General features: G+C 61.5%; 22 protein-coding genes and 1 pseudogene. 4 read left to right on the top strand and 19 right to left on the bottom strand.

Annotated elements, in window-relative coordinates:
- Positions 1-41: 41 nt before the first annotated feature.
- Genes BM317_RS20465 through BM317_RS20480 form a run of 4 tightly spaced genes read right to left on the bottom strand, consistent with a single transcriptional unit; the run spans position 42 to position 2777 of the window.
- On the bottom strand, positions 42-1340 hold the full coding sequence (locus tag BM317_RS20465) for an NAD(P)/FAD-dependent oxidoreductase (protein WP_092475963.1): 1299 nt from the start codon (positions 1338-1340) through the stop codon (positions 42-44).
- Between the two features lie 60 nt (positions 1341-1400).
- The gene (locus tag BM317_RS20470) at positions 1401-1574 is read right to left on the bottom strand and encodes a DUF3094 family protein (protein WP_039593877.1); all 174 of its coding nucleotides are present in this window, start codon (positions 1572-1574) and stop codon (positions 1401-1403) included.
- 52 nt (positions 1575-1626) lie between these two features.
- Positions 1627-2154: an MOSC domain-containing protein gene (locus BM317_RS20475; RefSeq protein WP_092172404.1), complete on the bottom strand. Its 528-nt coding sequence runs from the start codon at positions 2152-2154 to the stop codon at positions 1627-1629.
- Complete coding sequence (locus BM317_RS20480) at positions 2151-2777, bottom strand: DUF1780 domain-containing protein (RefSeq protein ID WP_025215531.1); 627 nt, start codon at positions 2775-2777, stop codon at positions 2151-2153. Before BM317_RS20480 ends, BM317_RS20475 begins: the two co-directional genes overlap by 4 nt.
- Before the next feature lie 133 nt (positions 2778-2910).
- Between BM317_RS20480 and BM317_RS20485 the strand changes: the two genes are divergently transcribed.
- Both BM317_RS20485 and BM317_RS20490 read left to right on the top strand, forming a co-directional pair.
- Entirely contained in the window at positions 2911-3597 is a 687-nt protein-coding gene (locus BM317_RS20485; RefSeq protein ID WP_092172401.1) for an energy-coupling factor ABC transporter permease, read from the top strand.
- Between the two features lie 63 nt (positions 3598-3660).
- A complete protein-coding gene (locus tag BM317_RS20490) occupies positions 3661-3876 on the top strand; it encodes a hypothetical protein (RefSeq protein WP_053125334.1) in 216 nt (71 codons plus the stop codon).
- 202 nt (positions 3877-4078) lie between these two features.
- On the opposite strand, the gene yacG is transcribed toward BM317_RS20490, so the two are convergent.
- Genes yacG through pilB form a run of 5 tightly spaced genes read right to left on the bottom strand, consistent with a single transcriptional unit; the run spans position 4079 to position 8690 of the window.
- Entirely contained in the window at positions 4079-4279 is a 201-nt protein-coding gene (yacG, locus tag BM317_RS20495) for a DNA gyrase inhibitor YacG (RefSeq protein ID WP_046065035.1), read from the bottom strand.
- Entirely contained in the window at positions 4276-4899 is a 624-nt protein-coding gene (gene coaE, locus BM317_RS20500) for a dephospho-CoA kinase (protein ID WP_092475966.1), read from the bottom strand. The genes yacG and coaE overlap by 4 nt, the downstream gene beginning before the upstream one ends.
- Positions 4899-5768, bottom strand: a complete 870-nt coding sequence (locus BM317_RS20505; RefSeq protein WP_092172395.1) for a prepilin peptidase — start codon at positions 5766-5768, stop codon at positions 4899-4901. Before BM317_RS20505 ends, coaE begins: the two co-directional genes overlap by 1 nt.
- A gap of 1 nt (position 5769) precedes the next feature.
- Complete coding sequence (locus tag BM317_RS20510) at positions 5770-6987, bottom strand: type II secretion system F family protein (RefSeq protein WP_092475969.1); 1218 nt, start codon at positions 6985-6987, stop codon at positions 5770-5772.
- Between the two features lie 2 nt (positions 6988-6989).
- Positions 6990-8690 (bottom strand): type IV-A pilus assembly ATPase PilB, encoded by a 1701-nt coding sequence (pilB, locus tag BM317_RS20515; RefSeq protein WP_092172389.1) that lies wholly within the window; start codon positions 8688-8690, stop codon positions 6990-6992.
- 223 nt (positions 8691-8913) lie between these two features.
- Between pilB and BM317_RS20520 the strand changes: the two genes are divergently transcribed.
- Complete coding sequence (locus tag BM317_RS20520; protein ID WP_092172386.1) at positions 8914-9333, top strand: pilin; 420 nt, start codon at positions 8914-8916, stop codon at positions 9331-9333.
- Positions 9334-9620: 287 nt separating this feature from the next.
- The gene (locus tag BM317_RS20525) at positions 9621-9974 is read left to right on the top strand and encodes a BON domain-containing protein (protein WP_092172383.1); all 354 of its coding nucleotides are present in this window, start codon (positions 9621-9623) and stop codon (positions 9972-9974) included.
- A gap of 373 nt (positions 9975-10347) precedes the next feature.
- Here BM317_RS20525 and BM317_RS20530 read toward each other — a convergent pair whose 3' ends face one another.
- The 10 genes and pseudogenes from BM317_RS20530 to BM317_RS20570 all read right to left on the bottom strand — a co-directional run bounded on the left by BM317_RS20530 (position 10348) and on the right by BM317_RS20570 (position 23038).
- The gene (locus BM317_RS20530; protein WP_092172380.1) at positions 10348-10644 is read right to left on the bottom strand and encodes a DUF2845 domain-containing protein; all 297 of its coding nucleotides are present in this window, start codon (positions 10642-10644) and stop codon (positions 10348-10350) included.
- Between the two features lies 1 nt (position 10645).
- Positions 10646-13579 carry a DUF748 domain-containing protein gene (locus BM317_RS20535; protein ID WP_170866270.1) on the bottom strand — a complete coding sequence of 978 codons (2934 nt, stop codon included), beginning with the start codon at positions 13577-13579 and terminating at the stop codon, positions 10646-10648.
- 119 nt (positions 13580-13698) lie between these two features.
- Positions 13699-14715, bottom strand: coding sequence for a class I SAM-dependent rRNA methyltransferase (locus tag BM317_RS20540; protein ID WP_092475976.1), 1017 nt, complete (start codon positions 14713-14715; stop codon positions 13699-13701).
- A gap of 291 nt (positions 14716-15006) precedes the next feature.
- The gene (acs, locus tag BM317_RS20545; RefSeq protein WP_092475979.1) at positions 15007-16944 is read right to left on the bottom strand and encodes an acetate--CoA ligase; all 1938 of its coding nucleotides are present in this window, start codon (positions 16942-16944) and stop codon (positions 15007-15009) included.
- A gap of 191 nt (positions 16945-17135) precedes the next feature.
- Positions 17136-18800: a glucose-6-phosphate isomerase gene (gene pgi, locus BM317_RS20550; protein WP_060740585.1), complete on the bottom strand. Its 1665-nt coding sequence runs from the start codon at positions 18798-18800 to the stop codon at positions 17136-17138.
- Between the two features lie 328 nt (positions 18801-19128).
- The gene (panC, locus tag BM317_RS20555; RefSeq protein WP_092475982.1) at positions 19129-19989 is read right to left on the bottom strand and encodes a pantoate--beta-alanine ligase; all 861 of its coding nucleotides are present in this window, start codon (positions 19987-19989) and stop codon (positions 19129-19131) included.
- The gene (gene panB / locus BM317_RS20560; protein WP_092172368.1) at positions 19986-20786 is read right to left on the bottom strand and encodes a 3-methyl-2-oxobutanoate hydroxymethyltransferase; all 801 of its coding nucleotides are present in this window, start codon (positions 20784-20786) and stop codon (positions 19986-19988) included. The genes panC and panB overlap by 4 nt, the downstream gene beginning before the upstream one ends.
- 248 nt (positions 20787-21034) lie before the next feature.
- Positions 21035-21136: pseudogene (locus BM317_RS31225) on the bottom strand (metal ABC transporter ATP-binding protein); the annotation flags it as partial.
- A 15-nt stretch (positions 21137-21151) separates the two neighbouring features.
- The gene (gene folK / locus BM317_RS20565) at positions 21152-21637 is read right to left on the bottom strand and encodes a 2-amino-4-hydroxy-6-hydroxymethyldihydropteridine diphosphokinase (protein WP_092172365.1); all 486 of its coding nucleotides are present in this window, start codon (positions 21635-21637) and stop codon (positions 21152-21154) included.
- Between the two features lie 3 nt (positions 21638-21640).
- Complete coding sequence (locus BM317_RS20570; protein WP_170866271.1) at positions 21641-23038, bottom strand: polynucleotide adenylyltransferase PcnB; 1398 nt, start codon at positions 23036-23038, stop codon at positions 21641-21643.
- Between the last annotated feature and the right edge of the window lie 275 nt (positions 23039-23313).

Genomic DNA, 23313 nt, shown 5'->3' on the forward strand with positions numbered 1-23313 from the left:
GCATTCCCACGCAGAGCGTGGGAACGATCGTCAGTAAGGTCTCAGTGCAACTTCAGCCGTGGCTCGGTCCCACGCCCGATCTTGCTGCCCAGCATCAGCATGGCCGTGCGGAACATCCCGTACAGCGCCATCTGGTGCATGCGGTATAACGAGATATAGAACATCCGCGCCAGCCAGCCTTCGAGCATTACGCTGCCGGTCAGGTTGCCCATCAGGTTGCCCACCGCCGAGAACCGTGACAGCGAAATCAGCGAGCCGTAGTCGGTGTATTTGTAGTCGGGCAGGGCCTTGCCTTCGATCCGCAGCTTCAGGGATTTGGCCAGCAGCGAGGCCTGCTGATGCGCGGCCTGGGCGCGGGGCGGAACATTGCGATCACTGCCGGGTTGCGGGCAGGCGGCGCAATCGCCGAAGGCGAAGATGTTCTCGTCGCGGGTGGTCTGTAGCGTCGGCAGCACGTGCAGCTGGTTGATCCGGTTGGTCTCCAGTCCGTCGATGTCCTTGAGGAAGTCCGGGGCGCGAATCCCGGCGGCCCAGACTTTCAGGCTCGCGTCGATCACTTGGCCATCCGCGGTAATCAGGCTGTCGGCGGTCACCTGGCTGACGGAGGCGTTGGTCATGACGTTGACCCCGAGTTTCTCCAGGGTCTTGTGCACCGGTGCGCCGATACGCTCCGGCAGCGCTGGCAAGACCCGTGGACCGGCCTCGATCAGGGTGATGTGCATGTTCTCCGGTTTGATCCGGTCCAGGCCATAGGCGTGCAGTTCGTGAGCGGCATTATGCAGCTCGGCCGCCAGTTCGACACCGGTCGCGCCGGCGCCGACGATGGCGACGCTGATGCGCTCGACAACATCGGTCTGTCCAGCGTGGGCACGCAGATAGTGGTGGAGCAATTGCTGATGGAAGCGCTCGGCCTGCTTGCGGGTGTCGAGGAACAGGCAGTGCTGCGCCGCGCCTTCGGTACCGAAGTCATTGGTGGTGCTGCCGACGGCAATCACCAGGCTGTCGTAGCCCAATTCCCGAGCCGGCAACAGCTCGACGCCCGCCTCGTCATAGGTGGCGGCCAGCTGGATTCTCTTGCGCTCCCGGTCCAGGCCACTCATGCGCCCAAGCTGGAACTCGAAATGGTTCCATTTTGCCTGGGCGACGTAGTTGAGTTCGTCTTCGGAAGAGTTCAGGGAACCGGCAGCCACTTCATGCAGCAGGGGTTTCCAGATGTGGGTCAGGTTCGCGTCGACCAGCATCACACTGGCCGTGCCACGCTTGCCCAGAGTCTTACCCAGACGGGTAGCCAACTCCAGACCGCCGGCGCCGCCGCCAACGATGACAATACGATGAGTCATGGGGATATCTCGCAAGGCTAAAGGAATTCGGTGCCGTTACCCGAGCGAGCGCCAAGCGGCTCATAGCGTCAGGTAACTGATCAGTCGGCTCAACAGGCCCAGGCCAATCGTGATGGCCAGTACCACCACCAGGAGCATCCACGGCCGGAAAGGCCGGCGCTCGACTCGGTGCTGGGACAGTTGCAGGTACTCTTCGACATGCTTCTGGTCATCTGGGTTCAGGCGGCTGGTCATAAAGGCCTCGTCAGGTAGACGTTGCGAAAGGTGAAGACGTTACAGCGTCCGGCTAGCCGGCATTGAAAGCAGCGTAGCCGCTCGCCGGCACAGGCTCGACGCTCAGGCTGTCGTCCAGGCGAATGATTCCACTTTTTAACACCCGGGCGGTGATTCCGCCATGGCCGCGTACGGCCTGGAATGTGCCTTCGCCGAGGTTTCGCTCCAATCGGGCACAGGGCTGGCACCAGCCGGTGCTTTCAAAGATGGCTTGGCCGATGCGAAAGCGCCGGCCCTTGAGGCTGAACAGATTGATGCCGCTGACCACAATATTGCGGCGCAACTCCTGTGGCAGCACTGGCTGGTCCTCGGGGCGGCCCATCAGTGAGCCGATCACGGCCAGGTGCTCCCATTGGATCAGCGTTACTTGTCGCGCATTGCGCACACCGGGGCGGGCATGATCGCCGGTCAGTCCGGCTTCGAGGCGGGCCTCCACGGCGTCCAGTTCGATCATCGGCGCGTGCCCCTGGGGGCGCACGCCAATCCAGCGTACGCGGCCCTGCTGCGGCACGGCGGCGATCAGTTCCTGTAATGGGCTCACAGGCTGATCCCGACATCGAACACGATGCTGCGCCCCAGGTTGCCTCGCAAAAAGTCCGGTGCGTCGGGGTGGGCGAACAGCACCCGGGCAAACGTCGGCCCCACCAGCGACAGCGAGCGCCAGCCCTGGCGCAGGTATTCGGTCGGCGGTGGAAAGTGACTGTTGAGGTCCAACACTTCGCGCTTGAGGCTGGCGAAGGCGATGATGTCCAGGTCGCCCAGGTCCATGCCGCGTTCGGTGTAGTTGTGGGCTTTCTTGCGCAGGGTCGGGGCCAGGCGCATCAGGAATTCATTGGCCGGGATTCGCCGGGGCTTGGCCTCGCGACGCACCAGCTGGCTCAGGGAAAAGGCGCTGCGGCGACGTTGCAGTTCATCGCGCCATTCGTCATTGAGGCGGCGGCCCTCGTCGAGCACGAAAAACACCTCGAAATTGGCATCGCGAAACAATACGTCCGGTGGTTCGCCGGCCGGGGCGAACTCGTCGGCGCGATAAGGCACGTTCAGCCCTTGCAGCAGACGCTGGCAGACCCAACGCTCACGCTCCCATTTGCGGGCATTGGAGAGAAAGGCGTTGGCTTGCTCGGCCGCGATGGTCAGCAGGCGTAAATAATCGGAATCATCCATGAGCCCAAGCTTAGCGTTCAATTGCGACAAGCTGAAAGCATTGCGTGGATTAATGGACGTTATGGGTGGGGGTGTAGACTGCTGGTTTGAAGTAACCCCTGTTTGAGACAAGGGCAAGCGAAAGGAGTAGTCCATGATCGGTGCTGAACTGCTATCACCGCAAACCCTGGCGGTCGGTTGGCTGGTTTATGTGCCGGTGTTGGCCTGGGCTGTGGCGCGGGCACCGTGGGTCGAGCTGTTCACGGACAACCGTCGCCAGCATCTGCTGTTCGGCACGGTGCTGGCGCTGTTCATGCTGTGGCTGGTGCGACGGGATTTCGATACGGGCGTCTCGTATCACTTTATCGGCATGACCGCCGTGACGCTGCTGCTGGACTGGCCGTTGGCGATCCTGGGTGGCCTGTGCGCGCAGCTTGCGCTGGTGCTGCTGGGGCGTCAGGACATGGCGGCGGTCGGGGTCAACGGCGTGCTGCTGATCCTGCTGCCGGTAATGATCACCGAATGTTGCGCGATCCTGGTGGAGCGCGCCCAACCGCGCAATCTGTTCGTGTACATCTTCTGTTCGGGGTTTCTCGCCGCCGCGCTTTCGGCGTTGGCGTGCCTGCTGCTGGGGCTTGGTCTGCTGTGGTACGACGGTGTATTCGCCATGCCTTACTGGCTGGAGGACTTCATCGGCTACCTCTGGTTGATCATTTTTCCCGAAGCTTTCATCAACGGCATGGTGATCAGTGCGTTGGTGGTGTTCAGCCCCGAATGGCTGGAGACCTTCAACCGCACGCGCTACCTGTCGGCACCGTGGAACGATGATGACAAGCCTTGATTCACGTCAAGGCTGCCCCTGCGCACGCCCTGCATGCTCTGGAAAACTTCCAGGAGTACAACCATGAGTGTTTATGAGTGGGCCAGGCAAGAGATCAGGCGTAGCCACGATGCCGCCATGGAGATCGGTTTCGACCCGGGCTTGAGCCTGCGTGCCTTGCTCAGTGCGATCGTGCAGCAGAGCAAGACAGTGCGCAGCGCTGAAGACCTGGCCGACGAGTTGAGTTTCCTGGCGGAAAACCTCGACGACGAACAGGACTACGGTTTCATGCGGCCTTAATGGCGAATGCCGTACACCCAAGAAAACGATGACTCTGTGGCGAGGGGATTTATCCCCGCTGGGCTGCGTAGCAGCCCTGAAACCTGACACTGTGGTGTTTCAGATTCACTGCATTCAGCTTTTTGGGGCTGCTGTGCAGCCCAGCGGGGATAAATCCCCTCGCCACAATGACTCAGACCTTTCCTGAGTGAGCGACACTGCCTTAATGCCGGGGCTCGAAATCTTCGCTGAACAGCTCATCCTCGGCGTCGGGGCTGACCGGGATCTTATGTTCTTCCGACGCCCAGGCGCCGAGGTCGATCAGTTTGCAGCGATCGGAACAGAACGGCCGGAATGTGCTCTGCGGGCTCCATTCCACAGGGGCGCCACAGGTTGGGCAATCAACGGTTGGGGTTTGGCTCATGAGTGGCCTCCACGCAAAGTAAGGTAAAAGTGATGCAGGCGCTCGACCTCGCTGTGCAGCCAGGCGAGGTCGCGATCATTGACCACCACGTCGTCGGCATGGCTCAGGCGATCCTGGCGGCTGGACTGGGCGTTGAGGATCGCCTGGACCTGCTGTTCGCTGGTCTGGTCGCGCTGCAGCGTACGTTCGATCTGCAGTTGTTCCGGCGCATCGATCACCAGGATACGCTGGGTCATGGCGTACTGACCTGACTCGATCAGCAGCGGCGACACCAGGATCGCGTAGGGCGATTGTGCCTGAGCCAGGTGATGGGCGATTTCCTCGGCGATCAGCGGATGCAGCAGCGCTTCGAGCCAGCGGCGTTCATCGGCATGTTCGAAAATCAGCTTGCGCAGCGCCGCCCGGTCCAGGGTGCCGTCGGACTGCAATACGCCAGGGCCGAAGTGCTCGGCGATTTTCGCCAGCGCCGGGCGCCCGGGTTCGACCACCCAGCGTGCCGCATGATCGGCGTCGATGACGTGCACACCCAGATCGATGAAATGCTGGGCCGCCGCGCTTTTGCCGCTGCCAATGCCACCGGTCAGGCCGAGAATCCAGGGTTTTTCCAGAGGGGTATTCATTAGAAACCGACAGACTGCCAATAGAAGTCGGTTATTTGACCACCCCAGAGCAAGGCAATCCAGCCGGCAATGGCCAGATAAGGTCCGAAAGGAATCTGTGTCGACCCGGGCGCATCACGCAAGCGCAGTACAATGACACCGATAACGGCGCCCACCAGCGACGACAACAGCAACGTCAGCGGCAGGACCTGCCAGCCGCCCCAGGCGCCCAGCATCGCCAGCAGCTTGAAATCCCCGTAGCCCATGCCTTCCTTGCCGGTGATCAGCTTGAACACCCAGAACACCGACCACAGCGCCAGGTAGCCGGCCACCGCGCCCCACATCGCCTGGTCCAGGGAAACGAACAGCCCGAAGCTGTTGACGATCAAGCCCAGCCACAACAATGGCAACACCAAGGTATCGGGCAGCAGTTGATGCTCGGCGTCGATCAGGCTCATGGCCAGCAGGCCCCAGGTCAACACCATCACCATCGCGGCGTGCCAGCCAAAGCCGAAATGCCAGGCGACGAACGCCGACAGCGCGCCGCAGGCCACTTCGGTCAAGGGATAACGCTTGCCGATGGGCGCGGCGCAGCTCGAACAGCGGCCGCGCAGCATCAGGTAGCTCAACAGCGGAACGTTCTCCCAGGCGCGGATGCGATGGCCACAGTGCGGGCATTGGGAATGGGGCAGCATGAGGTTGTAGACCGGGCCCGGGGTCTCGGCCGGCAGGCCCAGCAGGTCGTGGGCTTGCAGGCGCCATTCGCGGTTGAGCATCTTCGGCAGGCGCCACACCAGCACGTTGAGGAAGCTGCCGACGATCAGGCCGAGCAATGCCGCAACGAGCACGAAAGCCACGGGATACAGCACGAAAAATTCGCTCAGGGGCATGTCAGATCGCAGAGCCGAGTTGAAAGATGGGCAGGTACATGGCAACCACCAGGCCACCCACGACGACCCCCAGGACCACCATGATGAAGGGTTCCATCAGGCTGGTGAGGTTGTCCACCAGATTGTCCACTTCGGCCTCATAAAAACTCGCCACTTTGTCGAGCATGTCGTCCAGCGCGCCGGATTCCTCGCCGATGGCGGTCATCTGGATGGCCAGGTTCGGAAAGATCCCTGACGCGCGCATGGAAAAATTCAACTGCATGCCGGTGGAGACGTCCTGGCGGATGCGCTGCACGGCGCGCTTGAACACCACGTTGCCGGTGGCGCCCGATACTGAATCGAGGGCTTCGACCAGCGGCACGCCGGCGGCGAACGTGGTCGAGAGCGTGCGGGCAAAGCGCGCCACCGCGGACTTGTACATCAAGGTGCCGATCAAGGGGAGCTTGAGCAGCCACTTGTCTCGCCAGTCACGAAACGCCTGGGAACGCTTGAGGGCATATTTCACCCCGAAAAAGGTTCCCACCAAACCGCCAAGCAGCATCCACCACCATTGCTGCATGAGTTCCGACAGGCCGATGACCATCACCGTGAACGCCGGCAGCTGCGCCCCGAACCCGGAGAAGACCGATTCGAACTGCGGCACCACCTTGACCAGCAGGATGCCGGTGACCACCGCAGCGACGAGTATCACCGCCGTCGGGTAGGTCATGGCTTTCTTGATCTTGGCCTTGAGCGCTTCGCTCTTTTCCTTGTAGGTCGCGACCCGGTCCAGCAGGGTGTCCAACGCACCGGCCTGTTCGCCAGCGTCCACCAGGTTGCAGTACAAGTCGTCGAAATACTGCGGGCATTTGCGCAGCGAGGCGGCGAAGCTGTTGCCGGCGGCGACTTCCTGCTTAACCTGGTCCACCAGCTTGCGCATGTTGGCGTTGTCGAAGCCTTCGCCGATGATGTCGAACGCCTGCAACAGCGGCACGCCAGCCTTGAGCATCGTTGCCATCTGGCGGGTGAAGAGGGCGACATCCAGCGGCTTGATGCGCTTGCCCTTGCTGAATATCGAGGTGGATTTCTTGCGCACCTTCTCCGGGTTGATGCCTTGTTTGCGCAGCTGTGCCTTGACCAGGGCCGGGCTCTGTCCCGTCAGCTCGCCGGTCATTTTCGCGCCTTTGCGGTCTTTGCCTTCCCACGTATAGACGTCGGTTTTTACTGCCTTGACCGCCATGCTCAATCCTTGGTGACCCGGTTGATTTCCTCGAGGCTGGTGACGCCCTGCATCACTTTGAGCAGTCCCGATGTGCGCAGGTCATTGAAGCCGTCCTTGCGCATTTGCAGATCGATTTCCAGCGAGTTGCCCTCGGCCATGATCAACCGCTGCAGCTCGGGGGTGTTCTTGACCACTTCGTAAACCCCTACGCGCCCTTTGTAACCGTGGCTGCATTGTTGGCAACCGACCGGCTCATAGATCGTGAATGTGCCGATGCGTTCCCGGGGGAAACCTTCCTTGAGCAGGGTTTCCTCGGGAATCTCGATGGCTTTCTTGCAGTGGGCGCAGAGCTTGCGCGCCAGCCGTTGGGCGATGATCAGGTGCACGGCGGTGGCGATGTTGAACCCCGGAATGCCCATGTTCTGCAAGCGAATCAGGGTCTCGGCGGCGCTGTTGGTGTGCAATGTGGAGAGCACCAGGTGCCCGGTCTGGGCGGCCTTGATGGCGATTTCGGCGGTTTCCAGGTCACGGATCTCGCCGACCATGATCACGTCCGGGTCCTGGCGCAGGAACGAGCGCAGGGCCTGGGCGAAGTCCAGCCCTTGGCGCGGGTTCACGTTGACCTGGTTGATGCCTTCCATGTTGATCTCCACCGGGTCTTCGGCGGTGGAAATATTGATGTCCACGGTGTTGAGGATATTCAGCCCGGTGTACAGCGACACGGTCTTGCCCGAGCCGGTCGGGCCGGTGACCAGGATCAGCCCTTGCGGTTGCTTGAGGGCGGCCATGTACAGGTCTTTCTGATCCGGCTCGTAGCCCAGGGCATCGATGCCCATTTGCGCACTGGAGGGGTCGAGGATCCGGATCACCACTTTTTCGCCCCAGAGCGTCGGCAGGGTGTTGACCCGGAAGTCGATGGACTTGGTTTTCGACAGGCGCATTTTCAGCCGGCCGTCCTGGGGTTTGCGCCGTTCGGAAATATCGAGGCTGGCCATGACTTTCAGGCGGGCGGCGATACGGGTCGCCAGTTGGATCGGCGGCCGGGCCACTTCCCGTAGCATGCCGTCGGTGCGCACCCGCACCCGGTAGATTTTTTCGTAAGGCTCGAAGTGCAGATCGGAAGAGCCGCCCTTGATCGCGTCCAGCAGCATCTTGTTGACGAAACGCACCACGGGCGCGTCGTCGGTGTCCTGGCTGCCGATGGCGTCCTGCTTGGAATCGTCGATCGATTCGATGTCCAGACCGTCCAGGTCGACATCGCCCATGCCTTCCAGGCCCGTGCTACTGGACTCGAAGAATTTTTCGATGGCATCGCTGAGCTTGTCGTCCTCCACCAGGATGGCTTCGGTGGTCAGGCCGGTACTGAATTGAATGTCATTGATGGCTTGGTGATTGGTGGGGTCGGAGATGCCCACGAACAACTTGTTGCCTCGTCGCCACAGCGGCAGGGCGTGATGCTGGCGCACCAGTTTTTCGCTGACCAGCCCGGTGGGCTGGGTGTCCTTGTCCAGGCTGTTGAGGTCCAGCAGGGCGACGCCGAAATGCTCCGAGGCAATTTCGGCAACCCGCTGGCTCTGCACCAGTTTGTTTTGCACCAGATAACTGACCAGGGGCATACGACTGCGCTGGGCCTGTTGGTACGCCTGCTGCGCACTTTGCTCGGTGAGCAGTTCAGCCAGTACCAATTGCTTGGTCAGGCCGCTGAGGGCGATGTCATTCATGGGGATTCCGGCGGCGGACAGTTCATGACTTATAGCCTAGTCAAGCATCGACGCCAAACCAGCGAGCCTGGGTGACAAAAAACGTCAGATAGTGCGGTTGTTGAGGTAGGACGTCGCCGTTGTGGGGGGGCAACCCCTTTATTGATGGCGCTTCAGGGTTGGCATGTGCCCTGCAACGGCCATTTCAGGTCATGAGATTTCGACTCATGCATGGGAGATGTCTATGAGTAAGCAAAAGGGCTTTACGCTGATCGAGCTGCTGATTGTCGTGGCGATCATCGGCATTCTGGCGACCTTTGCGTTGCCGCAATATTCCAGGTATCAGGCGCGGGCGAAGGCCACGGCCGGGTTGGCCGAAATCACGGCCTTCAAGGTACCGTACGAGGACAATATGAATCGAGGGGTTGACCCTACGATCGCCAACATGGGCATCACCTCACCTACCAGTAACTGCACAATCACCATTACAGGCACGGCGGCGGCCGGAGCGGGCACGATTGCTTGTGCTCTCCTGAATTCGCCTGCTCTCGTCCAGGGGAGGACGATTACACTCTCGCGTTCGGCTGCAGGTGTCTGGACCTGTGCTTCTACTGCTGCCCAGGAGTTCTTGCCGACTGGCTGTACCGGCGCTGCGAATCCATAACCCCATCCCGGTTGACTCGGCCCCGCTTAAACACCGGGGCTTTTTTATGCGCGTTGGAAATGTTCGGCAATTCAGGTGCTTAGCAGCTGAGCGAAACCCGCAACTTGCATGTAGAAAGTCGCCAGGTCATGCATTTTGCATGAATGTGAAATTTGTCGCTCCGCTTAACATGCTGATTTTTAAGGGTTTTATGAATGTTTCAAAAGTGGCACAGCCTTCGCACTACTCCTGATAACCCTGCCGGGATGCAACTCCGGCAGTTTCTGAGAAAAACAGGAGTTACTCGTATGAAGAAGTTCGCTATCACTGCCGCCGCTGCTACCGCACTGACCCTGACCATGGCTAGCGCATTCGCCGAGACCACTCAAGCAACTCAGGCTCCTATGATGCTGGCCGCAGGCGAAGTGACAGAGGCCAAGGAAGCCACCTCCGATACCTGGATCACCACCAAGGTCAAAGCTGACCTGGTCACCGAAAAAGGCATTCCAGGTACTGACATCAAAGTCGAAACCAACAAAGGCGTTGTGTCCCTGTCTTCCACTGTTGCCGTGACCGAACAGCAGAAGGAAACCGCCATGGCAATTGCCAAGAAAATCAAAGGCGTCAAGGCCGTATCGGCTGACGGCCTGAAAGCCGAGTAAGGCCAAGACTTCTCGCCTGGACTGGGAGAGGGCGCGGCAAGCGGGCTGAGTCATACGCTTGCCGCTGCTTTGGAGTTCATGCGAAGGCCACAGGGACGTGGCCATTACAGGCCCCCGGCATTCGTGTCGGGGGCCTGTTCTATTCTGGGGAGAAAAAATGTGCGGTCCGGCCGGGGAAATCGAGTTGCCCTTATCGCGAGCAAGCTCGCTCCCACAAGGATCGAGTTCCTTCAGAAAAAGTGATCAAGCTGTTCCACAGGGACCAAGTTCTTTCAGAAGAAAGTGATCAAGCCTGTTCCACAGGGATCGAGTTCTGCCAGAAGGAATGCGGTCAAATGTGGGAGCGAGCTTGCTCGCGATGGCGGCGGCACATTCAGCGCCCCCGCTTGCTGGTAATCTGCACCAGCCGATTCCCCTCGAAGCGCAGGTACTGATACATGCCGCTGTTGGGCCCGTAGGTCCATTCCTCCACCGGGTATTCTTCCCGGCGATTGACACTGCGTTTATAGCCCAGGTCATCCCGCGCCACAGGCTGTCCGCACTTTTGCAGCACTTCGCTGGAGCGGTCACCGACGCTGATCAACTGGCTGCCGCAGCGCAGCGTGTCAGCAGCCGAGGCCTGGCCGGCGATGAGCAATATACCCAGGCTGAGCCCGTACCAGGTTTTCATCTTATTCGGCATCCAGATGCATCGGGGTAATCACCCGGCCATCGCTTTCGGCCTGGCCGAGGCTGGCGTCGATGAAATACACGCGGTCGTCGGCCAATTGGCCTTTGTCCACCAGGAAGTCCTTGATGCTGCTGGCCCGTTCCTGCCCCAGTTGACGCAACAGCACGTCGCTGCCGCTCCAGAACTTGATCACGCTTTCGCGCAGTTTCTCGATGCGCGCCTTTTTATCCAGTTGCGCCCATTCGGCAGGTGGCTGAGTCTTGAGGCGCGTGCGGTAGATGCCTTCGAGCAGAGGGGGCTTTTCATCCTCGGGCACCTGTATCAGCGAGGCCTGGGCCGGTACTTTGTCGCCCCGACGTTGCAGCATCTTGTAGTAGTTGTACTGGTATTCGCGTTCCAGGCGCTGGGCGGCGAGCAATGGACCGTCGCTGCTTTCGGCGGCGGTGCCTTCGATCTCCAGGCGCAGCTCCGGTCGTTTGCCCAGGGCTTCGGAGAGTTTGAGCAGCGTGCTTTCGTTGTCCTTGCTCAGGTCGCTGGAGCCCGGTGCAAACGCCACGCTGCCCAGGTCTTCCGAGCCGCCCCCGGCCACCAGCCCGCCGATGAGCTTGAATGGCGCCTGGGCCGCGCGGACCACCAGGTTGCGCAGGGTCTGCCAGACGATCGGCATGACACTGAACTGCGGGTCGTTGAGGTTGCCGCTGACTGGCAGTTCGATGGAAATCCTGCCCTCGGAGTCCTTGAGCAAGGCGACGGCCAGCTTCAGCGGCAGGCTCACGGCGTCCGGGCTGTCGACTTTTTCCCCCAACTGCAATTGTTCGACCACCACCTTGTTCTCCGCCTGGAGCTGGCCCTTGGTGATTCGGTAATGCAGGTCGAGATTGAGCCGGCCCTTGCGGATGCGGTAGCCGGCGAATTTACCGGAGTAGGGCGTCAGGGTCGTCAGCTCGACCCGTTTGAAACTGGTGGCGATGTCGAGGCTGGCCATCGGATCGAAGGGGTTTACCGCCCCTTTGATGGTGACCGGCGCGTAACGGTCGACCTTGCCCTTGACGTCCACGCTGGCCGGTTGGGCCTGGCGGCTGTCGATGGTGCCGATCTGGCCATTGAGCTGTTGGATGGCCGTGGCGAAATTGGGCGTCAGGCTGAAGTCGGCGAAGTTGGCCGAACCGTCGTTGATGGCGATGCCGCCGATGTGGATGCCCAGCGGTTTTTCCTGGGACTTCGGTTTTGCCGCGGTGCTCTTTGTACCGCTGTCGGCCGGTTGCGGGATCAGCAGGTCATCGACGTTGGTGGTGCGGTCGTCGTTGATCATGAAGCGCGCGTAAGGCTGGAACAGGTTGACCTTGTCGATGGACAGGCTGTCGCCGTGCTGATAATTGAGGCCTTCGAGCACCAGACGCTGCCACTTGAGGAAGTCGCGGGTCTTGAGGGTGTCGAGGGTGTGCAACTGCTCGACCTGGGCGCGGCCGGTGACGGCGAATGCCAGCGGCTCGGTGCTCTTGAGGTCGACCGCCAGGTCGCTGCCGAGCATCCCGGAGCGCAGCTCCAGGCGAATGAACGGGTTGATGTAGGACTGGGCGACGCGCAGGTCGATGTCCTGGGTCTTGACCTTGAGCCTGGTGCTGATCGGGTTCAGGTTGACCTCGCCATCGGCCAGGATCTTGCCCTGCTTGCCCAGCCCGGTGTCCAGCTTGAGGGTAAAGGGCGAGCCGTTGAGGGTGTCGTAGTTCTGCAGGTCGAGGTTCAGCGGGCCGACCTCCAGGGCCACGGCGGGCTGCGCCTGGCGATCGGCCAGGTGCACCTGGTAATCGCGCAGTTGCACGTCCTTCAACATCACTTGCCACGGTTTGCCGGGCGGTGTCGGTTCAGGTTTTGGCGAGTCGGCCGCCGCCGGGGCGGATGCCGGTTCCGCCTTGACCTGCGGTTTGGCTGGTTGGCTGGCGAAGAGCTTCTGCCAGTCCAGTTGCCCGTCCGCCTCGCGAGCGGCCCAGGTTTCCAGCTTCTGGCTGCGGATCTTGCCGACCACCACTTGCTGCTTGGCCAGGTCCACCGTGGTTTCGCTCACGTCCAGGCGTTCGAGTTTCACCAGTGGGCGGCCATCGGGGGCCTTGATGGCAAAGGGCGCGACGCTGACCGCGACGTTGTTGAGCAGCAGTTCGGTGCCCTTGGCCAGGTTGAGCTTGTAGTCGGTACTGAGGTTCAAGACACCGTTTTCCAGCACCAGCGGTACGGCGTCGCGCACATAGGGCCACCAGGCTTTCATCTGGCCGCCAGTGACTTTGAGCGTACCTTGGGAGGCAATCGGTGTGAGGCTGAAATTACCGGTCCAGTCGATCTGCCCGCCTTCGGGGCCGGCGGCCACCAGGGTCATGTCGGCATTGTCGTCGGGCAGGGTGCTGAGATTCTTCAGCTCGAAATCGAGGGTGTCGTAGAGAAACTCGATGGGCTCACTGGGACGCAGGTCCTGGAAATGCACGTAGCCGCCGGTCAACTTGATTCGATCGACCCGTAGGGGAAACGGCTTGGCCTCGGGATCGGCGGGCGTCGGTTCGCTGGCCGGCAGCTTGAACAGGCCCAGCAGGTTCAGCTGACCGTCCTTGGCGAACACCACTTCGGTCTTGGGTTTGTCCATCTCGATGTCGACCAGGTGCAGGGCGCCGGACCACAAGCTGTCGAGTTGCAAATTGGCGTACAGCCGTTCGAAGCCGACCTGCTCCTTGCCTGGCTCGCCGATATTCAGGCCCCAGAGGGTCACCTCAAGGCTGAAGGGATTGAGTTCCACACGCTGGATCTGCGCCGGCACTGTCGCATGGGCGGCCAATTGCTGGTTGGCGATACGCAAGGCGATGCCTGGCAAAATCAGAAAACCCAACAGGCTGTAGAGGGCCAGTGCGGTCAACAGGGCGCCGAAAGCGCGAATCAATCCTTTGGGCATGTGCGGCTTCATCTAGTGTGAATTCGGAGTGCCTTGGAGTATGGCATGCGTTTACGGTTCCGAAGCCACTGTGATTTAACAGATTTGTCCGTTTTTTGCGTGAGAATTCTGAGCCTGGCTTAGAGCTGGAGGACCAGGGTCTTGAGCGGCGGTTGCTGGTCCAGGGAGGGGAAATCGCTGCCGGGCGTCAGCACGCTCCACTCGCGCACCGGGCGACCGGCTTTTTCCGCGCAACGCAACACCTGGTCGCGCCAGTCGTCCATGGACACTTTTGCCAGGTTGTTGCAGCAGATCAGTACGCCGTTTTCGGCGGTGGTGAGCAATGCCGGCTTCAGCAGGCTTTGGTAGTCGCGCAACAGGTCGACGGTGCCGAACGCACTTTTGGCCCAGGCCGGTGGATCGAGCAGCACCAGGTCGTACTGGCGTTGTTCCAGGCGCACGTAGCTGGGCAGTTTTTGCCCACGGCGCTGGCTGATGGGCAGGCCGGCCAGTTGGCGAATCGCCGGGAAGTAATCCGACTGCACGAACGCCATCGGCGGCAAGTCGGGGTTGAGCAGGCCATTTTCGCGACCCACCGCCAGGTTGCCTTCGGCGAAATCCAGGTTGCACACTTCCCGCGCGCCACCGGCCGCTGCGCTCAGGCCGACGCCGCAGGTATAGGCGAACAGGTTCAACACGCTTTTGCCGCGGCTGTGTGCCTTGACCCAGCCCCGGGCGTTGCGCAGGTCGAGAAACAGCAGTGGATCCTGCCCGGCATGGCGGCCGCGAACGCGATAATTCAAGCCCCACTCATGCCCGACCAGGTCTTGCAGGGCGGCTTCGTCAGCCTGATAGACCGTGTCCTGGCGGTCGACGCGCGAATTGCCCCGGGCGCGGTCGTTGTAGACCAACAGGGTTTCCAGGCCCAGCCGTTCGTTGACGAGGCCGTGCAGTTGCAGCAGGTCGTCCCGCTCCAGCGACTGATGGAAGCTCTGCACCAGCAGTTGCGGGCCGTAGCGGTCGACGGTCAGGCCGGGCGCGCCTTCCTGGCTGCCGTGGAACAGGCGATAGCAGTCGGTGCCTTGCGGGTGCAGTTGGCCGAGCAGCTCCTGACGCTGGTCGAGGGCGGCGCGCAGCGCCTGATTCAAGGAAGACATGCCGGGCGCGCCTTAGAGAAATGAGGCGCGGGAGTTTAGCAGTTATGCAAACCCGGCACCGACCTGTGGCGAGGGGATTTATCCCCGCTGGGCTGCGCAGCAGCCCCAAGATCTGGCTACTCGGAGTGTCAGCCAGACCTTGCTTGTTGTAGGGGGGGGCTGCTGCGCAGCCCAACGGGGATAAATCCCCTCGCCACAGATAAATCCCCTCGCCACAGACAAATCCCCTTGCCACAGATAAAGGCTCTTGTCACAGAGGAACGGTGCCCCTGAGGAACCAAGTCGTCTGGCTCAGCGATTCAGACGCTTGTCGATCAGCCCCTCCACCACGCTCGGATCGGCCAGGGTCGAGGTGTCGCCGAGGCTGTCGAGTTCGTTGCAGGCGATCTTGCGCAGGATGCGCCGCATGATCTTGCCCGAACGGGTCTTGGGCAGCGCTGGCGCCCACTGGATCAGTTCCGGCTTGGCGAAGCTGCCGATTTCCTTGCTGACGTGGGCCAGCAATTCCTTCTTCAGCTCGTCATTGGCCTCCACACCGTTCATCGGCGTGACAAAGGCATAGATACCCTGGCCCTTGAGGTCGTGGGGATAGCCGACAACGGCGGCTTCGGCAATGTTGTCGTGCAGCACCAGGGCGCTTTCCACCTCGGCGGTGCCGATGCGATGCCCGGAGACGTTGATCACGTCGTCGATGCGCCCGGTGATCCAGTAATCGCCGTCTTCGTCTCGGCGCGCGCCGTCGCCGGTGAAGTAATAGCCGGGGTAGGGCTTGAAGTACGTGTCCACCATGCGTTGGTGGTCGCCATAGACACTGCGAATCTGCCCAGGCCAACTGGATTTGATCGCCAGTACACCGCTGCCGGCGCCGCTGATTTCCTTGCCCACCTCATCCAGCAAGACCGGTTGTACACCGAACATCGGCCGGGTGGCGCAGCCCGGTTTGAGCCGTGGGGCGCTGACCAACGGGCTGAGCATGATGCCGCCGGTTTCGGTTTGCCACCAGGTATCGACAATCGGGCAGCGCTGTTCGCCTACCACGTTGAAATACCATTCCCACGCCTCCGGGTTGATCGGCTCACCGACGCTGCCGAGCAATCGCAGGCTTTTGCGGGACGTTTCCTGCAACGGTCCGGTCCCTTCGCGCATCAACGCGCGCAGGGCGGTCGGTGCGGTGTAGAAGATGTTGACCCGATGCTTGTCGATCACCTGCCAGAAGCGCGAACTGCTGGGGTGGCTCGGCACGCCCTCGAAGATCAGCGTGGTGGCGCCGTTGGCCAGCGGGCCGTAGACGATGTAGCTATGGCCGGTGACCCAACCGACGTCGGCGGTGCACCAGAACACTTCGTTGTCGCGGTAGTCCAGCACGTACTTGAACGTCATCGCCGCTTGCAGCAGGTAGCCGCCCGTGGTGTGCAACACGCCCTTGGGTTTGCCGGTACTGCCTGAGGTGTAGAGGATGAACAGCGGGTCTTCGGCGTCCATCGGTTCGGGTGGACAGTCGTCGCTCATGTCGTGCATGGCCCGGTGATACCAGAGGTCCCGGCCTTCAACCCAGCCCACCTCGCCCTGGGTGCGCTCGACCACCAGCACGGTGCTGACGTTCGGGCAGCTTTCCAGGGCCTTGTCGACGTTGCGCTTGAGCGGTATGAAGCGCCCGCCACGTACGCCTTCGTCAGCCGTGATCACGGTGCGGCAATCGGCATCGAGAATCCGGTCGCGCAGGGAGTCCGGCGAGAAACCGCCGAACACCACCGAATGCACCGCGCCGATGCGGGTGCAGGCGAGCATGGCGTAGGCGGCCTCGGGGATCATCGGCATGTAGATGCAGACCCGGTCGCCTTTCTTCACGCCGCGGCTTTTCAGCACGTTGGCCAGGCGGCACACATGGTTGTGCAGTTTCTTGTAGGTGATTTGCGCCGATTCGGCGGGGTCGTCGCCTTCCCAGATGATCGCGACCTGTTCGCCACGGGTGTCCAGGTGACGGTCGATGCAATTGGCGCTGACGTTCAGCTTGCCGCCGGCGAACCAGGTCGCGTCGCCATTCTTGAGGTCATAGCGCTGGACGGTCTGCCAGGGCGTCATCCAGTCGAGAAAGCGTGTGGCTTGCTCGGCCCAGAAGGCGCTGGGGTGTTCGATGGATTCTTTGTAGAGCCGCTTGTACTCGTCCTGACTCAGTTGCGCAGCCCGGCGGACGGCATCGGCGTGGGGGTACTGGCTGATATCGAACATGACGGTTCCTTATTCTTGTTTTTGCGACAAGTCATAAAGATGCGCCCTGGGAATATCGAGTTCAAGTTGTACATGGAGTCATTGTGGGAGCGGGCTTGCTCGCGAAAGCGGTGTGTCAGATACATTAATGGCAACTGACACACCGTCTTCGCGAGCAAGCCCGCTCCCACAAGGGCAGTGCAACCCCAAGATCAGCCGCGGTGACGCCCGCGGAAGTAGTTGATCAGGCCCTGGGTCGAGGCATCTTCGGCCGGGTTCTCTTCGCTGCCCACCAGGCGGTTGTAGACGCCCTTGCCCAGTTCCTTGCCCAGCTCCACGCCCCATTGGTCGAAGGCGTTGATGCCCCAGACCACGCTCTGCACGAACACTTTGTGCTCATACAACGCCACCAGTGCGCCGAGGCGCCGTGGGCTGATGCGTTCGACCACCAGGGTGTTGCTCGGACGGTTGCCCGGGATCACCTTGTGGGACGCCAGTTTCTGCACCTCTTCTTCGCTGGCGCCCTTGTCCCGCAGCTCGGCTTCGGCCTCGGCGCGGGTCTTGCCCAACATCAACGCCTGGCTCTGGGACAGGCAGTTGGCGTACAGCCACTGGTGATGGTCGGAAACCGGGTTGAAGCTGACGATTGGCACGATGAAGTCGGCCGGGATCAACTGGGTGCCCTGGTGCAGCAACTGGTGGTAGGCGTGCTGGCCGTTGCAGCCGACGCCGCCCCAGATCACCGGGCCTGTGTCGGTCGACACCGGGGTACCGTCCTGGCGCACGCTCTTGCCGTTGGATTCCATGTCCAATTGCTGCAAATGCTTGGTGATGTTACGCAGGTAGTGGTCGTACGGCAGGATCGCATGGCTCTGCGCACCCCAGAAGTTGCCGTACCACACGCCCAGCAGCGCCAGCAGCACCGGCATGTTCTGCTCGAACGGGGCGCTCTGGAAGTGCTGGTCCATGGAATAGGCGCCGGAGAGCAATTCCTTGAAGTTCGACATGCCGATGGCCAGGGCGATCGGCAGGCCGATGGCCGACCACAGCGAGTAACGCCCGCCGACCCAGTCCCACATCGGGAAGATGTTCTCTTCACGGATGCCGAAGGCCACGGCGGCGGCATTGTTGCTCGACACGGCGATGAAGTGGCGATACAGCTCCGCTTCGGAGCCACCCTGGGCCAGGTACCAGGCGCGGGCGGCCTGGGCGTTCTTCAGGGTTTCTAGGGTGTTGAAGGATTTCGACGAGACGATGAACAGCGTGGTCTCGGCGCGCAGCTTCATGGTCAGTTCATGGAACTCGCTGCCGTCGATGTTCGCCAGGTAGTGGCAGCGAACGCCTTTTTGCGCGTAGGACAACAGCGCTTCGGACACCAGTTCCGGGCCGAGGAAAGAGCCACCGATGCCGATGTTCACCACGTCGGTGATGGGCTTCTCGGTGTAGCCGCGCCACAGGCCGTCGTGAATGCGGCCGACCAGGTCAGTGATCTGGTTCAGCACTTTATGCACGTCTGGCATCACGTTGACGCCGTTGACCAGCAATTTGTCCCCCACCGGCCGACGCAGGGCGGTGTGCAGGGCCGGGCGGTTTTCCGAGGCGTTGACGATTTCGCCCTCGAACAGCGACTTGATCGCGCCCTTGAGATCGACTTCGTTGGCCAGGCCCACCAGCAGGTCGCGGGTCTGGGCGTTGATCAGGTTTTTCGAGTAGTCGAGAAACAGGCCACAGCTCGACAGGGTGAATTGAGTGAAACGCTGCGGATCGGCATTGAACGCTTCGCGCATGCTGAAATCCTGCATGGCTTTGCGGTGGTCATTCAGCGCTTGCCAGGCTGGCAGAGCGGTCACGTCATGAGGGGTTCGGTAATACGCCATCGCTGCGGGTTTCCTTTTTACTTGAACGACCTTTTGTACACTAAAAATTCCGGCGCGGCTCGAGGTGGGCATCCGGACACTGCATCGACATGATCGCCAGACGCAGGGCGACTACAGTAAACCTCGCGTTGCAATCTGTCTTGACTTTGTCTGACCGGTTCCCGGTACTTTTTTATACAACGGGATGGGAAGGGGCCGACAGACGGAACGCAGATGACTCTCTGTGGGAGCGAGCTTGCTCGCGATGGCGTCAGGTCAGCCGACATCGATGTCGACTGATGCATCGCTATCGCGAGCAAGCTCGCTCCCACAGGGTTTTTGTGATGTTTCAGGCGGGGGTGTCGAGGTCCAGATGCAGGTTGTCGATCAGGCGCGTGGTGCCGAGGAAGGCGGCCACCAGAATCACCAGGTCGCGGTCCTCGCTCAACGCCGGGCGCAGGGTCTTGGCGTGACGGATTTCCAGGTAATCGGGACGCAGGCCGGCCGCTTCGAGCTGCTTGAGCTGCTCGTCGATCAGCGCCGGGAAATCCCGCTGGCCCTGTTTGATTGACTCGGCGATCTGGCTCAGGACGCGATAGACCACGGGCGCGACGGCACGTTGATCCGGGCTGAGGAAGCCATTGCGCGACGACAGCGCCAGGCCATCTTCGGCGCGGACGGTGGGCTCGCCGATGATCTGGATCGGCATGTTCAAGTCATGGACCAGGGCCCGGATCACCGCCAGTTGCTGGAAGTCTTTCTGGCCAAACACCGCCAGGTCAGGCTGGACCATGTTGAACAGCTTGCTGACCACCGTCGCCACGCCTTCGAAGTGCCCCGGACGGCTGGCGCCGCACAAGCCTTCGGACAATTGCGGGACGCTGACCCGGGTCTGTCCGGCCATGCCGTCGGGGTACATTTCTTCGACGCTGGGGGCGAACAGCAGATGGCAGCCGGCCTGGAGCAGTTTTTCCTGGTCGGTTGCCAGGGTGCGGGGGTATTTGTCCAGGTCTTCGCCGGCGCCGAATTGCAGCGGATTGACGAAAATGCTCGCCACCACGAAGTCGGCCCGTTGTGCGGCCTTGGTGACCAGCGCCACATGACCGCTGTGCAGGTTGCCCATGGTCGGCACGAAAGCGATGCGTTTGCCTTCGCCGCGGGCACGGGCCACGGCGGCGCGCAGTTCGCGTACGGTTTTGACGGTGTTCATGCAGAAAATCCGTGTTCGGCGCCCGGGAAAGTCGCGGCCTTGACTTCAGCGACGTAGGTACTCAACGCGCCCTGGATAGAGGTTTGCCCGGCCATGAAGTTCTTCACGAACTTGGGCACGCGACCGGTGATCGACAGCCCGAGCATGTCGTGGAGCACCAGCACCTGGCCATCGGTGGCGTTGCCGGCACCGATCCCGATCACCGGGATCTTCACCGCCTGGGTGATTTCTTCAGCCAGCTCGCTGGGCACGCATTCGAGCAGCAGCATCGCCGCGCCCGCCTGTTCCAGCGCAATCGCATCGGCGCGCATCTGCCGCGCCTGGTTCTCATTGCGGCCCTGGACCTTGTAGCCACCGAGGATATTCACCGCTTGGGGGGTCAGGCCCAGGTGCGCGCACACCGGAATGCCCCGCTCGGCCAGTAGCCGAATCGAATCGGCCAGCCACAACGCGCCTTCGACCTTGATCATGTGGGCACCGGCCTGCATCAGCATGGCGCTGTTGGCCATGGTTTGTTCGAGGGTGGCGTAGGCCATGAACGGCAGGTCGGCGAGGATCAGCGCATCGGTGTTACCGCGTTTGACGGCGGCCACATGGTAGGCCATCTCGGCGGTGGTCACCGGCAGCGTGCTGTCGTGACCTTGCAGCACCATGCCGAGGGAATCGCCCACCAGCAGCACTTCGACACCGGCCTCGTTGCAGGCATGGGCGAAGGTTGCGTCATAGCAGGTCAGCATGGTGATTTTCTCACCTTTTTGCTTGAGACCTTGCAGCGTGGTCAGGGTAATAGCTGGCATGAAAAAGTCCTCATTAGGCGCTCGTGAATGACTGCGAGTAACGCGCATGATTCGTTATCTATACAGGCGCACCTTCTATGCGTGGTGCTTGTAAGGCCTGGATTGCGCCCTTTAGTGCCGCGTTGGCGGCAGCGGGACGCCTATAGTCGTGAGGAGCAATCGGGAAGTCAATTGGATGTGTTACCGGCGGGTGTTACCGGGGTTACTGATGCGTTTCAGCGTGGAGGCGTGTTTCGGATCTGACTGCCGGGTCCCGAAACCTGTGGGAGCGAGCTTGCTCGCGATGGCGGTGTGTCAGTCGCCCCGGATGCTGGATGTGCCGACGCTATCGCGAGCAAGCTCGCTCCCACAGGGGATGGTCTTCGTCAGTGGGAGGGCAGGCGTTCCAGGCCGGCAAACGGGCACGCGGCAAGCAGGTCCTTGAGCAAGCGTCCATCGGCCAGGCGCAGGTCGGCGGGGGCCAGTTCGGCCAGTGGGTACAGGACAAAGGCCCGGGCCTGCATGTGGTAGTGGGGGACCTTGAGGCGGGGCTCGTCGATCAGGCGATCGCCGAACAGCAGGATGTCCAGGTCCAGAGTGCGCGGCCCCCAGCGTTCGAGGCGTTCGCGACCTTGTCCGGTTTCGATGGCTTGCAGCGCATCGAGCAGGTCCAGCGGTGCCAGGTGACTGTCCAGCGCCGCCACCGCATTGGTGTAGCGCGGCTGGCCGGGTAGCAGGGAATCGCTTTGATAAAACGCCGAGACACCCACCAGTTGGGTATCGGGCAGTTGCGCCAGCGCCTGGACGGCACTGCGCAATTGTTCGGCGGGTTCGGCCAGGTTGCTGCCCATGCCGATGTAGATGCGTTCCATCGATTACTCGCCCGATGCGCTCGGTACACCGGCACGCTTGCGCTTGGCACCGCTGCTGCGGCGGCGCTTGCGTGGGCCGCTGGCGCCGTCATCCTTGCTGCTGAGCTCACGAATCATATCGCGGCGCTCGCTGTCGTTGGCGTCCTGGTAATCGGTCCACCATTCGCCCAGGCCATCGGTCTGCTCACCCGCGCTTTCACGCAGCAGCAGGAAGTCGTAGCCGGCGCGGAAACGCGGGTTGTCCAGCAATAGGTCGGCACGTTTGCCGCTGCGCCGTGGCAGGCGCTCCTGCATGTCCCAGATCTCGCGGATCGGCATCGTGAAGCGTTTGGGAATGGCGATGCGCTGGCACTGTTCGGCGATCAGCTCGTGGGCGGCTTCCTGCATCGCCGGGATCGGCGGCATGCCACGGTCTTGCAGGCGCAGCACCCGGGCCGGCAGGGCAGGCCAGAGCAAGGCGGCGAACAGGAACGCCGGGGTCACCGGCTTGTTCTGCTTGATGCGCAGGTCGGTGTTGATCAGTGCTTCACTGATCAAGGTGTGGGTATAGGTCGGGTTGTGCTCCAGGGCCTCGGCGCTGGCGGGGAACAGCGGATCGAACAGCTGCAGGTCCACCAGCATCTCGAAGGTGTCTGCCGCGTTGCCGGACAGGAACAGTTTGAGCACTTCCTCGAACAGGCGCGCCGAGGGAATTTCCCGCAGCATGGGCGCCAGTTCGCGAATCGGCACGGCGCTGTGTTTTTCGATACCGAAGTCCAGCTTGGCGGCGAAGCGCACGGCTCGCAGCATCCGCACCGGGTCTTCCTGATAGCGCTGCTTCGGATCGCCGATCAGGCGGATCAGACGATTGCGAATGTCGTGGACGCCGTTGGCGTAATCGAGGATGCGTTCGCTGACCGGATCGTAATACAGGGCGTTGATGGTGAAGTCGCGGCGTTGCGCGTCTTCTTCCAACGTGCCGTAGACGTTATCGCGCAGGATGCGTCCGCTCTCGTTGCGGGAAGACTGGTTGCTGTCTTCCTCTTCATCGTTTTGCGGATGATTGGCGCGGAAGGTTGCCACTTCGATGATCTCGCGGCCGAAGTGGATATGGACCAGCTTGAAGCGCCGGCCAATGATCCGCGCATTGCGAAACTCCGCCCGTATCTGTTCCGGCGTGGCGCTGGTGGCGACGTCGAAATCCTTGGGGGTGATGTTGAGCAGCATGTCGCGCACGCAGCCACCGACCAGGTAGGCCTGGTAGCCGGCGTTCTGCAAACGTTCGACGATGTTCACCGCATAACGGCTGAACTGGGCCTTTTGCAGCGAGTGCTGGCCGCTGTTGAGCACCTCAGGCGTGCTGCGAATGTGTTGCGTACGACGCAAGGGAGAACGGAATGACTGGAACAGCTTCTTCAGCATGGGATGCACTGTTTGAAGGAATATTCGGCCAAAAACGAAGAATGACCGCATGATGGGCGGGGATTCTAGCATTTAGTCGAGGGATGGTGTAGGACGCAGCAGTTTTGAGCTGCAAGCGACAAGCTTTGTAGGCTTCAGGGAGGGGGAAATGTCAGAAACCACAAGGGGAGCCGAAGCTCCCCCAGAATTAGTTGCGTGCTCTGTTTTTATTATTGGTTTCGGGCTTCTTGTTTTTGTTGAGTGCCCGCGCCACGAGGTTTTCCCTTCGTGACCCT

It is taken from the genome of Pseudomonas sp. NFACC24-1, from assembly GCF_900115235.1.
Taxonomy (GTDB): domain Bacteria; phylum Pseudomonadota; class Gammaproteobacteria; order Pseudomonadales; family Pseudomonadaceae; genus Aquipseudomonas; species Aquipseudomonas fluorescens_AA.

What these genes read in the sequence shown, in the direction of transcription:
- BM317_RS20480 (WP_025215531.1), bottom strand. Translation starts at nt 2,777, where the DNA reads ATGGATGATTCCGATTATTTACGCCTGCTGACCATCGCGGCCGAGCAA.
- BM317_RS20505 (WP_092172395.1), bottom strand. Translation starts at nt 5,768, where the DNA reads ATGCCCCTGAGCGAATTTTTCGTGCTGTATCCCGTGGCTTTCGTGCTC.
- BM317_RS20490 (WP_053125334.1), top strand. Translation starts at nt 3,661, where the DNA reads ATGAGTGTTTATGAGTGGGCCAGGCAAGAGATCAGGCGTAGCCACGAT.
- BM317_RS20520 (WP_092172386.1), top strand. Translation starts at nt 8,914, where the DNA reads ATGAGTAAGCAAAAGGGCTTTACGCTGATCGAGCTGCTGATTGTCGTG.
- BM317_RS20525 (WP_092172383.1), top strand. Translation starts at nt 9,621, where the DNA reads ATGAAGAAGTTCGCTATCACTGCCGCCGCTGCTACCGCACTGACCCTG.
- acs (WP_092475979.1), bottom strand. Translation starts at nt 16,944, where the DNA reads ATGTTCGATATCAGCCAGTACCCCCACGCCGATGCCGTCCGCCGGGCT.
- BM317_RS20465 (WP_092475963.1), bottom strand. Translation starts at nt 1,340, where the DNA reads ATGACTCATCGTATTGTCATCGTTGGCGGCGGCGCCGGCGGTCTGGAG.
- pgi (WP_060740585.1), bottom strand. Translation starts at nt 18,800, where the DNA reads ATGGCGTATTACCGAACCCCTCATGACGTGACCGCTCTGCCAGCCTGG.
- BM317_RS20485 (WP_092172401.1), top strand. Translation starts at nt 2,911, where the DNA reads ATGATCGGTGCTGAACTGCTATCACCGCAAACCCTGGCGGTCGGTTGG.
- BM317_RS20535 (WP_170866270.1), bottom strand. Translation starts at nt 13,579, where the DNA reads ATGCCCAAAGGATTGATTCGCGCTTTCGGCGCCCTGTTGACCGCACTG.
- folK (WP_092172365.1), bottom strand. Translation starts at nt 21,637, where the DNA reads ATGGAACGCATCTACATCGGCATGGGCAGCAACCTGGCCGAACCCGCC.
- BM317_RS20470 (WP_039593877.1), bottom strand. Translation starts at nt 1,574, where the DNA reads ATGACCAGCCGCCTGAACCCAGATGACCAGAAGCATGTCGAAGAGTAC.
- pilB (WP_092172389.1), bottom strand. Translation starts at nt 8,690, where the DNA reads ATGAATGACATCGCCCTCAGCGGCCTGACCAAGCAATTGGTACTGGCT.
- panC (WP_092475982.1), bottom strand. Translation starts at nt 19,989, where the DNA reads ATGAACACCGTCAAAACCGTACGCGAACTGCGCGCCGCCGTGGCCCGT.
- yacG (WP_046065035.1), bottom strand. Translation starts at nt 4,279, where the DNA reads ATGAGCCAAACCCCAACCGTTGATTGCCCAACCTGTGGCGCCCCTGTG.
- BM317_RS20540 (WP_092475976.1), bottom strand. Translation starts at nt 14,715, where the DNA reads ATGTCTTCCTTGAATCAGGCGCTGCGCGCCGCCCTCGACCAGCGTCAG.
- BM317_RS20570 (WP_170866271.1), bottom strand. Translation starts at nt 23,038, where the DNA reads ATGCTGAAGAAGCTGTTCCAGTCATTCCGTTCTCCCTTGCGTCGTACG.
- BM317_RS20510 (WP_092475969.1), bottom strand. Translation starts at nt 6,987, where the DNA reads ATGGCGGTCAAGGCAGTAAAAACCGACGTCTATACGTGGGAAGGCAAA.
- BM317_RS20530 (WP_092172380.1), bottom strand. Translation starts at nt 10,644, where the DNA reads ATGAAAACCTGGTACGGGCTCAGCCTGGGTATATTGCTCATCGCCGGC.
- coaE (WP_092475966.1), bottom strand. Translation starts at nt 4,899, where the DNA reads ATGAATACCCCTCTGGAAAAACCCTGGATTCTCGGCCTGACCGGTGGC.
- panB (WP_092172368.1), bottom strand. Translation starts at nt 20,786, where the DNA reads ATGCCAGCTATTACCCTGACCACGCTGCAAGGTCTCAAGCAAAAAGGT.